Here is a 12,386-nt window from a genome sequence, read left to right as displayed (position 1 = left end):
GTCTCCCTCTCACCCCGCCGCTCCGACTCCTTCTCCCCCAGCCGCTCCCTCTTCTCCGGCCGCTCGTTCTCCCCCAGCCGCTCCCTCTTCCCCGGCCGCTCCTCCTCCCTCGCCCGCTCTCCCGGTCCCGGCGGCCTTCGCCCGGGCCGGCTCCTCGACCACCCCGACGTCGACGCGGTAGCCGCGGACGAGGTCGGCGGCGTCGAGGACGGCGACGGCGGGCGTCTGGTCCGCCGGGCCGACGCCGGCCGTGTGCCGGGCGTCGGCCTCCATCCGGTCGGCGAGCTCCACGTCCCGGCCCTCCCGGAAGACCGTGAGGCCGGCGCCGTGCAGGGCGGGCGGGGCCGTGCCGTCCGGGGCGGCGGACGCCTTGGGGTCGGTCCGGGCGGCCAGCATCTGGTCCACGATCCGGGAGAACTCCACGAACTTCATCGCGGCGCCGTCCAGGTCGAGGTCGGTGACCAGGATCCCGTCGCCGCCCAGCCGCAGCATCCGCCGCCCGTACGGGCCGTCGTCCGGGGCGTACGGCTCGAAGCGGCTGCCGGCGACGTAGCGCAGGGCCGTCCACGGCCGCAGGCCCTCGTCCTCGTTGAGCCGTTCTTGGTCGGCGGTGAACCGCACCCGCGCGTGCCAGCGGTCGGCGAGCGCCGGCGGCGGGGTGACGATCAGGTCGACGGCGAGGCCGAAGCGGCGCAGCAGTTCGGGGTAGTCGGCGAGCAGGGCGCAGGCGGTGTGGAAGTCCACGTCGGGGGCCGTGGGCGGGGACGGTTCGGGCACCTGGGGGCGGTCGTAGAAGCGGTAGGCCTCCGCGAGGTTGTGGGCGGCGGCGTTGCCCCGGTAGGCATCGCTGGTCCGGTCCATGTACCGGGGCCGGAAGGGGTTGGCCGCGACGGACGGGGGCCCGCCCGTGCCGCCTTCGATCAGCCGGTCCAGGGCGGGGTAGGAGGCGGCGACGCCGCGGGCCAGTTCGAGCAGCGGCGGGGGCAGCGGGCCGCGGAGGTCGCCGGTGAACGGGTAGTCCCAGGTGCCGGGCGGCGCGGCGGCGGCGCCCTCGCCGGGCGGGAAGGCCCGGCGGCGGGCGGTGGCCGTGGCGACGGCCTCGTAGAGGGTGCCGATCCGGTCGTGGACGGCCCGGCCGGGATAGGAGCGCAGGGTGGGCGGTACGGCCGCGGCGGCGGCGAAGGCGCCGGCGGGCGGACGCACGGGGGAGCCGGGCGGGAAGAGGGCTTTCCACAGGCCGCTGTCGGGTGGCGGATAGCGGTCCTGCCGGACCTCCACGGGCACGACGGTCCCGGACCCGGTGGCGTCGGGTGCGCGGAACTCGATCCGCAGGGCGGTCGTGTACCGGCCGAGGGTGTCCGGCCAGTCGCGGAAGCCGGCGAAGGCGTCGAGCGTGCTCCCCCCGGTCAGCCGGGGGCTGACCAGGACGGTGAGGTGGAGCCGGCCGCCGGCGGCGGTTCCGTCGGGCAGTACGGTCCACCGGATCGTCTCGGGCATGGCGTCAGCTCACTTCCGCGAAGGCGGTGCAGTACTCGTCCACCGGGTTGCGGGGCAGCCCCGTCACCGGGTCGGGGTAGGGCGCCATCATCTGGGTGAACGAGGGGGGCCGAACGGCTTCGTCGGGTTCGGCGCCCGCCGTGAGCGGGGCCGGCGAGGGCCCGCCGCCCACGAACCGTTTCTCGCACTCGATGGTGACCGACTGGGACCAGAACCCGATGTGGACGCTGATCGAGATCCGGGCGCGGCCGTAGACGGTTCCGCTGCTGCTCTCGTAGGTGAGTTCCAGGCAGAGTTCGATGGAGGCGGAGACGAGGCCGAGGACGTCGACCTCGCCGCGGGCGCGGAAGTAGCCGGTGATCCGGCATGTGGAGGTGGCGAGTTCAAGCCGGAAGTAGATGCCCGCCATCACGGACAGGCTTCCGCTCGCCACGCCGAGGTTCATGGAGACGGCGGCCCCGAACTCCAGGGCGGCCTCCAGGACGGCGACCCGCTTGGGCGTGATGACGATGCCGAAGAAGCCGCCGCCGCCGAGCAGGGACACGGTGAGCCGGAAGGGGGCCTGACGGCTGCAGAACGAGAAGCCGATCTCCAGGGGCCGGCCGATGAAGGGCAGGTCCAGGTAGGCGTCGAGACGGATGTTCTCCAGGCTGAAGACGCCGATCGCGAGGTTGGGGAGGGGGAGGCCGTAGCGGGCGGTGATGCCGGTCGAGGTGACCTGGATGCCGGGCGGGTCGCTGAAGCCGTCGACGGGGATGAGCCGGCGCAGGGTCTCGACGAAGGACAGCGGGCCGATGAACTCGATCTTCCGGAAGCCGACGTCGATCTCCGGCTTCTCCCCGGCGCGCATCCGGAAGCGGACGCGGTCGAAGGTCAGCCGCATGGCCCGGAAGGAGGGTTGGGGGAGGAGGACGAGGTCGAATTTCTCCAGTGAGCAGGTGACGTCGGCGCCGGAGGAGACGTCCGGGCGCAGCGAGCCCCGGAGGTCGACGACGAGCGAGAGCCGTCCGACGGTCCTGGTGCCTTCCGTGTGCGGGACGAAGACCGGGTCGCCGGTGTCGGGCCAGGGCTTGATCTGCGGGCTCCACTCGATACGGGTGCTGACCGTCTCGGGGAGCTTCAGCCCGCGGGCGGCCTGTTGCAGCGCGTCGCGCAGGGACGGCAGTCCGCCGGCGGCGGTGGTCCAGGTGTCGGCCTGCTCGCGGACCCGGGTGAGCAGGGTGCGGAGTCCGGGGTCGGCGGTGGCGGGGAGGGAGGTGAGGAGGCTGGTGAGGGCGGTGGAGAAGGCGGCGAAGGCGTCGTCGATCTGCGCGAGGGTGACGGGCGGCTCGGCGGCGGCCGGCGGACCTGCGGCGGCGACCGGCGCGGCCCCGGCCCGCCCTTCGCCGTCCGTCCCCGGTGGGGCGGCGACGGGGAGCGACGGATGGGAGAGGTGTTCGGCGAGGTAGGCGGCGACGAGTTCGGCGAGCCGCCGGGCGGTGTCGGCCACCTGCTGCGCGGCGGGCGGCAGGCCGGGAGCGGCGGTGCCGGCCAGGTCGCGGACGCGCCGCAGGTCGGTGAGGAAGCCGGTGACCGAACTGACGGTCTGGGTGATGAAGTTGGGGATGTGCAGGGGCGGTACCGCGTCGCCGGGGACGAGGCGCCGGACGATGTCGGCGAGGGAGAGGACACCGAGGAAGTTGATGTCGAGGGGGCCGAGGATGTCGGAGGGGTGGAAGAAGTCGGCGGGGTCGAAGTCCCCGCCCGCGATGCGGTCCAGGGCGGTGGCGACGGGCCCGGCGCCGGAGACGGGACCGGTGGCGCGGGACAGCCCCGCCACGTCGAAGCTGGGTGCGACGAGGCCGCCGGAACGGTCGCGGTCGCCGTCGAAGTTCATGGCGAGCGCGGGAGCGCCGGTGGGCAGCAGGCTGAGGAAGACCTCGCCCGGGTTGCCCTTCCTGGCCCCCTGGGTCGCCGCCGCGAAACCGGACAGGGCGTACCGCCGCGCGTAGGTCACGGGAACGGCGTCGGCGCCCTTGCCGGTCAGCGCGCCGACGGCGGGGACGACGGCGGTGGCCCAGCTCAGCTGCGGGATGAAGTGCGCCTCGGCGGGCGCCGGGTGGGCCGGGTCCGGGACGGCCAGGGCGGGCGGGGCGGCGGCGCCCCAGACGAGGTGGGCCACGTCGACGCTGGTGTCGTCCGGCTTGGCGGGCGGCGCCAGGGCCACGGACTGGCCGAGCAGCGCGGCGCTGGTGAACGGGGGCGGATCGACGGCCGCGACCCCGGCCCCGGAGCCGTCGCCGGGCGGTGGCTCCGGGGGCTTGGACCGCTTGTTGTAATCGTCGAGGACGTCCGCCAGCTCCCGCCCCCGGCTGAGGTGTTCGGGGACGAAGAGCAGCGGGGTGCGGAACTCGACGATCCGCCCTTGGTGGTCCACGGCCGTGGCCTTGAACAGGAACGGGTTCTCGGTGCCCGTCGCCGGGAAGAACCAGGCGCTGTTCGGGGGGTTCGGGAGGTTGACGAGGTTCGGGGTGACCAGGGTGTCCAGTCGGACGCTGGTGAACGGGAAGAGGAGGTTGGTGAGGTCGGCGGCCGGGTCGTCGGCTTTGGCGGGCAACGGTCGGCCGGGGTCGTAGGTGCGCAGGGGCTGCCGGACGAGGACGTAGTAGCGCTGGAAGAGGAAGGCGGCCCGCGGGTCCTCGAACTTCCGCTCGGTGACCGTCACGACGGCCGCACGGTGCCCGAAGGGGCACAGGTACCCCTCGTGCATCACTCGTACGTAGTGGTCCCGGCCGAGGGTGGTGTGCTGCCGCCAGTCGGACAGGTCGATCCCCGCGGGCCGCTCGGGCCACTGCCCGACGCTCTCCAGCCAGCCGCCGAGAGCCGAGAGCATCAGGGTGCGGGCGCGCACCGGGAGGGGCGTGAAGGGCTTGCCCTCCACCGTGGTCAGTCCGTCGTGCGCGGTGAGGTCGACGAGGGCGGTGCGGTCCTGCGGGGTCAGAGGCAGTCGCGTCACCTCGGGCGCGGGCGTGCCGGGTTCACGGTCGCGGTTCCACACCGCGCGCACCGTCCCGCCGGACAGCCGGGTATGCCACATCTCCACCCGCTCACCCGGCCCCGGCTCGCCCACCGCGGCCCGGTGGATCCAGCGGGCGTGTTGCGGGGGGCGGGTGAGGCGGCTGGATCAGACGGGGTGGCTGGATCAGGTGGGGTGCCAGAGCCGAGTGGAGCGCCGGGGCTGAGGGAGACGGTGGGGCTGGGCGGAACAGTGAGGCCGGGTAGGTCCGTCGCGGCGAGGGTGGCGTCCACGCCGTACCGAGCGGAGAGCTGGGCGGTGGTGCGCAGCAGCCGTACGAGGGCGAGAGCCCGGAGCGCCGGGTCACCGCCCCCTCTGCCGCTCGTTCCCCCGTCCGCTCCCCCATCCGCTTCCTCGCCCGCTCTCCCCTCCACGCTCCCGTCGGCCCCCGCGCCGGGCGGCCGGAGCGCGACGACCGCCGCCGTGCCGGCCTCCCGGGCGGCGTCGACGACGCGCAACGGCAGCGCGCGCATGGCCGCCAGCAACCCCGCCTCGGAGTACCCGACCACGTCCTGCGGCCCCACCTCGAAGACGAGAACGCTCCGCCCGCTGACGAGCGAGCCGACCGGTACGTCCCGCGGATCCGGATCGGGCCCCTCCTCCAACAGCGCGTGTTCCGTCACGTGTTGCGGCCCGAACGTGACGACCAGCAATCCCTCCTGCTGCGGGTCGGCACGGACGAGCCGTCTACTCCCCGGCCGGTCGTCGAACTTGAGCCCGACGAATCCGAACCCAAGATCCAGCAGATCGGTCCCGCGCAATACCCGAATCGGTGCCGGAGTGCTCATACCGCCCCCTCTCACACTGCCCTCCCCCTGGATACTCCGGTGGGAGCGGCAGGTGTATGACCCGAACGGGTGACGACGGAAGGCGATGCTCCGAACAGGTGACACCCGGACGGAGTCTTCTCTCCCGACCGGAGAGGGACGACGCCTCCCCTCGAAGAGGCGGACCGGGCACCGTGCCCGCGGTGCACCGGCAGCCGGAGACCGGCGGCTCTGACCCGAACCACCGGCCTGGCCACCGACACGTCGGCGGGCTCGGTCGAGTTCGTCCACGCGAACCGCACGGGATCAGCCGCACGTTCGTGAACCCCGTGATCAGCGCCTGCTTCGAGCTCGGCGCCAACAAGTTGATCGACAGCACCGACAGGACGGCAAGCGTGTACGCCATCACCGTCTGCGGGCGGTGAGGGACCCTTCGCAGAGGTGCCGAGGGGCGGGCCGTCGACGAGCATGTCCGACGACTCCGACTGCGGCAGGTTCCTTTAATCGATCACGGCCGGGGCGTCACCCGGGCGACCCCGGCCACCACCCACCCGCCCCTGAGCCCGTCGCCCATGGCCAGTGGCCAGCAGCGCGGGGCCGGGCCTGAACCGCCGAACAGTCCCGGCTGACCGGCTGCCCGCCCCGCCCTCAGAGCTCGGTCACCACCACGTCCAGCGCCCACGGCCGGCCCGCCTTCTCCGGCGCGCCGCCCTCCACCACGTACCCCAGGTCCCTCAGTGCCTCGACCAGCTCCCCGGGCCGCACGGGCTCGGCCCCGCCCACGAGCAGATCACGGACCATCCGCCCCTTGGTCGCCTTGTTGAAGTGGCTGACCACGGACCGCTTCTCGACCCCGTCCACGACCCGCGCCTGCAGCACCCGCACCGTGACGGTCCGCTCCGCGACCTCCCCCTTCGGCTTCCAGGCGGCGGCGTAGGCGGCCGACCGGAGGTCCAGAACGAGTCCGTCCCCGGCCGCCGCGGGCAGCACCTCGGCCATCGCCACGCGCCAGAACGTGCCGAGCGCCCCCAGCCCCGGCAGCTTCACACCCATCGAACACCGGTAGGAGGGGATGGCGTCGCCGACGCCCACCGCGCCCCACAGCCCGGAGAAGACGAGCAGCGACCGCTTCGCGGCGCGCCGGGCGGCGGCGGGAAGCGTGGTCAGGCCCAGCGCGTCGTAGAGGACGCCGGTGTAGATCTCGGCGGCGGGCCGGGTACCGGCGGTCCGCAGGCCGGCGTTCTTGGCGATCTCCCCGCGCAGGCCGGGGCTCAGCCCGAGGACGTCGGCGGCCTTCTCCTCGTCCCCCGAGCACAGGTCGACGAGCTCGCCGAGCACGGTCTCGCGCGCGGCGGCGAGTCCCGGCAGGGACAGCGCACCCGTGTCCACCGGCTCTCCGGTCCCACCGGTGGCCTTGCCCTCGGACGGCGGCAGCAGCACGAGCACGATCGATTCTCCTTGCGTTTGTATCCGTAGGGGCCCTGGGCGCCGCCCCTTAGGGGTGATGCCCTCCGGGGACCCTTGGTGCCCCCGAGGATCCCTACGACCCCTAGGGGCCCCTACGACCCTTAGGGGTCATATGCCCCTTGGGAGCCCTACGGGTCCTCGATCCCCCATCGGTCCCCTAAGGCCCCCGCCGAGCCTAACGCCGCCGTACGCCACACTCACCGCGCCGCCCGCCCGGGCCGCCCCTACGCTCGGATCATGCCCCGCCGCACGATGCGGGTGACGGACGAGGACCGCGCCCCGCTGCAGAGAGCGCTGCGCGAGCTGCGCGAGCGGACGCACGCCCCCGCCGGCTTCCCAGCGGACGTCCAGGCGGAGGCGGACCGTGCCGCGCGGCGGCGGCCCCGCGTCCCGGCGTACGACGCGACGGCGCTGCCCCTGTTCACGATCGATCCCCCCGGCGCCATGGACCTGGACCAGGCCATGCACCTGGCCCGCCTCCCCAAGGGCGGCTACCGCCTCCACTACGCCATCGCCGACGTAGCGTCCTTCGTCACCCCCGGCGGCCCCCTGGACGCGGAGACGCACCGCCGCGCGGTCACCGTCTACTACCCGGACGTCCGGGTCCCCCTCCACCCCGCCTCCCTCTCCGAGGACGCGGCGAGCCTGCTGCCGGACCGCGACCGGCCGGCGCTGCTGTGGGAGTTCGATCTCGACGCGGACGGTGCCGTGGTCCGTACGGACGTGCGCCGGGCCCTCGTCCGCAGCCGGGCCCGCCTGGACTACGCGGGCGCCCAGCGGGCCCTCGACACCGGCACCGCCGAGGAGCCGCTAATCCTGCTCCGGGAGACGGGCCTGCTCCGGCAGGAGCGGGAACGGGAGCGCGGCGGCGTCTCGCTGAACGCCCCCGAGCAGGAGATCGTCCGGCAGGACGGCCGCTACGTCCTGGAGTACCGGACGCCACCGCCCGTGGAGGGCTGGAACGCGCAGCTCTCCCTGCTCACCGGCATGGCCGCCGCCGAGCTGATGCTGGCGGCCGGCACCGGCGTCCTCCGCACCCTGCCGGCCGCCCCGGAGCCGGCGGTCGCCGCCCTGCGCCGGACGGCCCGCGCGCTGGGCGTGAACTGGCCGGACGACATGCCCTACGCCGTCCTCCTGCGCGCCCTGGACCCGGCGCACCCGCAGCACGCCGCGTTCCTCCAGGAGTGCACGGCCCTGCTGCGCGGCGCCGGCTACGCGGTCTTCGACCGCGAGCGCCCCGCCGAGCGCCCGCCGCCCGCCGACCCCGTCCACGCCGCCGTGGCCGCCCCTTACACGCACTGCACGGCCCCCCTACGGCGCCTCGTCGACCGCTACGCCCTGGAGCTCTGCCTGGCGGCGGTGGCCGGCGCCCCCGCCCCGGAGTGGGTACGGGCCGCCCTCGACGCCCTCCCGGCCGAGATGGCCGCCGGATCCCACCGGGCCGCCGAGGCGGAGCGCGAGTGCGTGGACCTGGTGGAGGCGGCGCTGCTCCGCGACCGCATCGGCGAGGTCTTCGACGCGTACGTGGTCGACATCGTCGACGCCCGTCCCACGGCAGGCACCGTCCACCTCTACGAGCCCGCCGTCGTCGGCCACGTGGAGGGCGACCCCGACGGCCCGCCGCTCCGGCTCGGCCACCGCACGCGCGTCCGTCTGATCGAGGCGAACCCGGGCCGCGACAAGGTCTGGTTCGCCCCGGCCTGACACCGGCGTGCCCCTCCCCTCCCGCCGCCCGGTACCATGGTCCACACGGCGGACGAGCCGGCCGGGCGGCCGCGTGGGATCTTCGGATCCCCCGAGGAACGTCCGGGCTCCACACGGCAGGGTGGTGGGTAACGCCCACCCGGGGTGACCCGCGGGACAGTGCCACAGAAAACAGACCGCCGGGGATCTTCGGATTCCCGGTAAGGGTGAAACGGTGGTGTAAGAGACCACCAGCGCCTGGGGTGACCCAGGCGGCTAGGTAAACCCCACCCGGAGCAAGGTCAAGAGGGGCCGCCTTCACCGGCGACCCTGCGCGGACGATCGAGGGCTGCCCGCCCGAGTCCGCGGGTAGACCGCACGAGCCTGTCGGCAACGGCAGGCCTAGATGGATGGCCGCCTCCCCCGGGCCCGCAAGGACCCGGGGTGACAGAACCCGGCGTACATGGCCGACTCGTCCGCCCCTCATTCACCACAAGCCCCGGTGCCCTGGAAACAGCAGGCAGCGGGGCTTTCGTCAGGCCCGGGACCGGCCCTTCTTCTCGTTGATCGACTACCCGTCTTCGTGAATATCGGCGCCCGCGCGTGGACGCTCCCGCCGCGTCACCTCTAGCGTCGTCACAGCGCGGGGGCGGACCCTGCCGAGAGGGGTGGACCATGGCACACGAGGGGCTGACGCGGCTCACAGGAACCGGCTCCGGAACCTGCAGCAAGAACGACTGCCCCAACGTCTACCGGACGGACGCGGGCTCCATCCTCGTCCAGGGAGACCTGTCCGACGCCTTCACGCCTCCCCGCGGCGAAGGTCTCGTGGAAATCCCCGCGAGCGTGCTGAAGGAGGCTGTTCGTGCTCTTGGATGGTGAGGAGTGGGAGGCCAAGTTCCTCGACTTCCGAAGTGAGGCATGGCGGTTGGAGACTCTGCCGACCTACCGGGTCCCGCAGGAGGAGGAAGAGGTCAGGCGATTCCTCGCGGGCGAGCGTATCGACCCTCTTTCCTACGCGGACGAGTACACAAACGACCTCAAGCGGGTCCGCCGGGAGGGCAAGACGAAAGGCCGCGTGCGCATCGTCACCCGTCCGCTCTCGGAGTACCTTCGGTACGAGTTCATGTATTACGAGCCCCACGCCTTGGCCGGCGAGGACATCCGCATCATGGACGTGACCGAGAAGGAGAACCCGTTGGCCGACGTCCAGGACTTCTGGATGTTCGACCGGTCGGAGGTGGTGCTGATGCATTACACGCCCGACGGCACCCAGATCAGCCGGGAGCTCTACGAAGGCGACCCGGAACCGTACAAGGAGTATCAGCGGATCGCGCTGGCGGAGTCGGTGCCCTTCGAGGAGTACGTGAAGGGCCTTGACGTTCGCACCTGAGGAGCTGAGCCGGTCCAAGGCCGACTTGGCCGTCACTCTGAAGACGCTCCGCAAGCGAGCCGGCCTCTCCCAGGTTCGGCTCGCTCGTCGTTGCAATACGTCTCAGACGAAGGTCAGCAACATCGAGAGCGGCAAGGTGACTCCGAGCCTTGTCGACGTCGAGCTCATACTGCGAGCTCTCGATGCTCCCCCACAGCTGGTTTCGGACATCACGGCTCTCGCGCGGATCGCCAACACCGAATGGCAGGACGACCGTTCCCTGCTCCGCAGAGGGCTCGACACAAGACAGAACGAGCTGGCCGGCCTTGAGAGGTCAGCCACGGAGTTCCGGTATTTCCTGCCAACGATGATCACAGGCATTCTGGCCACACCGGAGTACGTGAGAGCGAGCATCGCGGACGTCCCAGGGGACCACGGGAAGACCATCGCGAAGAAGCTGGAACGCCAGGCGGTTCTCTACGACAGATCGAAGCGGCTCACCTTCATCCTCACCGAACAGGCCGTCAGATGGCCGCTGATCCCGCCCGATGCCCTTGCCGTACAGATCGATCGTCTCGCCTCATTGACGCACCTGCCGAACATTCGCATCGGGATCATCCCGGTCGGGCACGAAGTGAAGCCGGGGCCGTTGAGCGTATTCACCGTCTACGACGACAGCATGGCTACCGTCGAGACACCGACCGGAGTCCTCATCTTTAGGGATCACAGAGACGTATCCGCCTACCTGGCCGAATTCTCCGCACACGAGACCCATGCCATTTTCGGAGAGCAGGCAAGGAAGAAACTGGTGGAGTGGGCGACTCTCTGCCGATCGTGATCTTTAAGCGAAGAGTCGCATAGAACTGGACCCGCCCGGCCAGGCATCAGGACGATGTGCCCATGACCTCGGATATCGATGCAGCAGCGCAGCAAGCCGCCGCCTTCCTGGCGGGGAAGAAGAAAGCCGACGACACGGCCTTCATGCTGGCCCAAGTGCTGGCGATGATGGGCGTCAAGGTCGGCGACAGGCGCTCGTGGCCACAGCTCGCGGGGCGTGCTTCGCTTTCCGGTGAACCGTCCGTATATCTGGGAACGGTGCCGATGGCCACGGCCAAGACGCTGATCGACGCGCTGATTTACGCGGAGACGGCGAAGCGGTTCCGGTGGAGCGTCAGGACGCCCGCTGACGAGGAGGCCGGAACCGCTCGTCAGGACGGCTCACCGTAACCGACGGGGACGGCCTTTCCACGGGTGGTGCTCGATTCGTCGAGGTGTGCGGAGACGGCGCTCAGAGGATCCAGCCTCGTCAGCGGAGTGAACAGGTCGGGAAGAGGCCGCAACCCCCGGGGCCCATACCACGCTCGTCAGGGCGACTCGCGGGGACCACACCTTTGTGGGAGCGCGCCTTGAACAGCGTGGCCGAGCGGCCCAGTTGGTGACGTTTCTTCTCGCACGCCCCCTGGTGGGCCCTTCTCCCCCGGAAGACAGTAATCGTCCATGATGACACCGAAGGTCCGGGTCATCCCGGTACTCACCTTGTCTTCCAACACCCGGAGGGAAACGTGTCGTTCCTGAGGAACACGGCGGTGGCCGCGGCCGTCGTCGTCACGGCGTTCGCCGGACTCGCCGCGCCGGCCAGTGCGGAGCCGGCGCCCGGCGCCGCCGAAGCGGTGGCGGTCAGCACCGACGGGCAGAGCAGGACCGACACCGCCGCGGTCTCGCCCGTCTCGGCGAACACGGCGGTGCAGCGGGCGTCCAGTTCCACCGAGCGCGAGCTGTCGGCCAACTGCTGGAACGGGCGCACCGACGGCGGCCGCAACTTCTTCATGACGTGCAACGGCACGTCGTACCACGTGTACGTGGACTGCACGGACGGCCGTCACCTGTTCCCGCAGGTGTTCTCCGGGCAGTGGGACTTCCGGCTGACCTGCCCGGTGGGCACGCGAGCGGTCTGGGGGGGCAGCTGGTAGAGCACCACGCGGCGGCCGGGCGTCGGCTTCGGCGCCCGGCCGCCGCGTCCGCGCGGCCCGCGCGGTCCGCGCGTCAACTCGGCGCCTCTCCAACGGTGATCACCGAGCCGGAACGGCGATAACCTGCCCCACGCCATGAACGAATTCGCTGACGAGGCACGCTCGCGCGTCGCACACCTGCTCAGGATGGCCAATACGACGGACGACGAGGTGAGGGCGCGGCTGATCGCCTATGCGGACGCCACGCCCGAGCCGCCGATCATGGACCGGGCGGGGATCGTCACCACGGGCTGCGCCCGATGCCGCGGGACGGCGTGGCGACGGCAGGACAGAGAGGGGCCGGTGTGGGTGTGTGGCTCCTGTGGGCACGTGGAGGGGGTGACGGTGGAGTGTCCGCACTGTGCGGTGGACATGGAGCCGCCGCTGCCCGGCGCGCCGGATCTGTGGAGCTGCCCGCGGTGCCCCCGGACGGCGGCGACCGGCGAGGGGCCGCGCGAGATCGAGGAACGGGAGCGTAAACGGCGTCGCGCGGGTGGGCTGTTGGGGCGGACTGTCATGGGGACGGGGGTCATCGG

General features: G+C 72.1%; 10 protein-coding genes and 1 other RNA gene. 8 read left to right on the top strand and 3 right to left on the bottom strand.

From position 1 onward, the window contains the following. Positions 1 to 9: 9 nt before the first annotated feature. The 3 genes from ACSNOK_RS23325 to yaaA all read right to left on the bottom strand — a co-directional run bounded on the left by ACSNOK_RS23325 (position 10) and on the right by yaaA (position 6,765). Positions 10 to 1,497 (bottom strand): hypothetical protein, encoded by a 1,488-nt coding sequence (locus ACSNOK_RS23325; protein WP_436782710.1) that lies wholly within the window; start codon positions 1,495 to 1,497, stop codon positions 10 to 12. A gap of 4 nt (positions 1,498 to 1,501) precedes the next feature. Further along, a complete protein-coding gene (locus ACSNOK_RS23320; protein WP_436782709.1) occupies positions 1,502 to 4,579 on the bottom strand; it encodes a hypothetical protein in 3,078 nt (1,025 codons plus the stop codon). 1,388 nt (positions 4,580 to 5,967) lie between these two features. Further along, positions 5,968 to 6,765: a peroxide stress protein YaaA gene (gene yaaA / locus ACSNOK_RS23315; RefSeq protein WP_436782708.1), complete on the bottom strand. Its 798-nt coding sequence runs from the start codon at positions 6,763 to 6,765 to the stop codon at positions 5,968 to 5,970. Positions 6,766 to 7,023: 258 nt separating this feature from the next. On the opposite strand from yaaA, the gene ACSNOK_RS23310 reads away from it, so the two are divergent. From ACSNOK_RS23310 to ACSNOK_RS23275, 8 genes are all read left to right on the top strand, one after another. Beyond that, a complete protein-coding gene (locus ACSNOK_RS23310) occupies positions 7,024 to 8,490 on the top strand; it encodes an RNB domain-containing ribonuclease (RefSeq protein ID WP_436782707.1) in 1,467 nt (488 codons plus the stop codon). A 53-nt stretch (positions 8,491 to 8,543) separates the two neighbouring features. Further along, an RNA gene (gene rnpB, locus ACSNOK_RS23305) (RNase P RNA component class A) lies at positions 8,544 to 8,948 on the top strand. Between the two features lie 196 nt (positions 8,949 to 9,144). Next, positions 9,145 to 9,351 (top strand): hypothetical protein, encoded by a 207-nt coding sequence (locus ACSNOK_RS23300; RefSeq protein ID WP_436782706.1) that lies wholly within the window; start codon positions 9,145 to 9,147, stop codon positions 9,349 to 9,351. Continuing rightward, entirely contained in the window at positions 9,335 to 9,862 is a 528-nt protein-coding gene (locus ACSNOK_RS23295; protein ID WP_436782705.1) for a DUF6879 family protein, read from the top strand. Before ACSNOK_RS23300 ends, ACSNOK_RS23295 begins: the two co-directional genes overlap by 17 nt. Beyond that, a complete protein-coding gene (locus tag ACSNOK_RS23290) occupies positions 9,846 to 10,679 on the top strand; it encodes a helix-turn-helix domain-containing protein (RefSeq protein WP_436782704.1) in 834 nt (277 codons plus the stop codon). Before ACSNOK_RS23295 ends, ACSNOK_RS23290 begins: the two co-directional genes overlap by 17 nt. A 62-nt stretch (positions 10,680 to 10,741) precedes the next feature. Then, positions 10,742 to 11,068 carry a hypothetical protein gene (locus ACSNOK_RS23285; protein ID WP_436782703.1) on the top strand — a complete coding sequence of 109 codons (327 nt, stop codon included), beginning with the start codon at positions 10,742 to 10,744 and terminating at the stop codon, positions 11,066 to 11,068. A 335-nt stretch (positions 11,069 to 11,403) separates the two neighbouring features. Beyond that, entirely contained in the window at positions 11,404 to 11,811 is a 408-nt protein-coding gene (locus ACSNOK_RS23280; RefSeq protein ID WP_436782702.1) for a hypothetical protein, read from the top strand. A 135-nt stretch (positions 11,812 to 11,946) separates the two neighbouring features. Further along, positions 11,947 to 12,386, top strand: a 440-nt coding sequence (locus tag ACSNOK_RS23275; RefSeq protein WP_436782701.1) for a hypothetical protein, incomplete at its 3' end; no start/stop codon positions are given.

It is taken from the genome of Streptomyces sp. URMC 126, from assembly GCF_051386555.1.
GTDB lineage: Bacteria > Actinomycetota > Actinomycetes > Streptomycetales > Streptomycetaceae > Streptomyces.
Note: the sequence above shows the minus strand (reverse complement) of the source record. Positions and strands in the feature narration are given on the sequence as shown.

What these genes read in the sequence shown, in the direction of transcription:
- ACSNOK_RS23325 (WP_436782710.1), bottom strand. Translation starts at nt 1,497, where the DNA reads ATGCCCGAGACGATCCGGTGGACCGTACTGCCCGACGGAACCGCCGCC.
- ACSNOK_RS23310 (WP_436782707.1), top strand. Translation starts at nt 7,024, where the DNA reads ATGCCCCGCCGCACGATGCGGGTGACGGACGAGGACCGCGCCCCGCTG.
- ACSNOK_RS23300 (WP_436782706.1), top strand. Translation starts at nt 9,145, where the DNA reads ATGGCACACGAGGGGCTGACGCGGCTCACAGGAACCGGCTCCGGAACC.
- ACSNOK_RS23285 (WP_436782703.1), top strand. Translation starts at nt 10,742, where the DNA reads ATGACCTCGGATATCGATGCAGCAGCGCAGCAAGCCGCCGCCTTCCTG.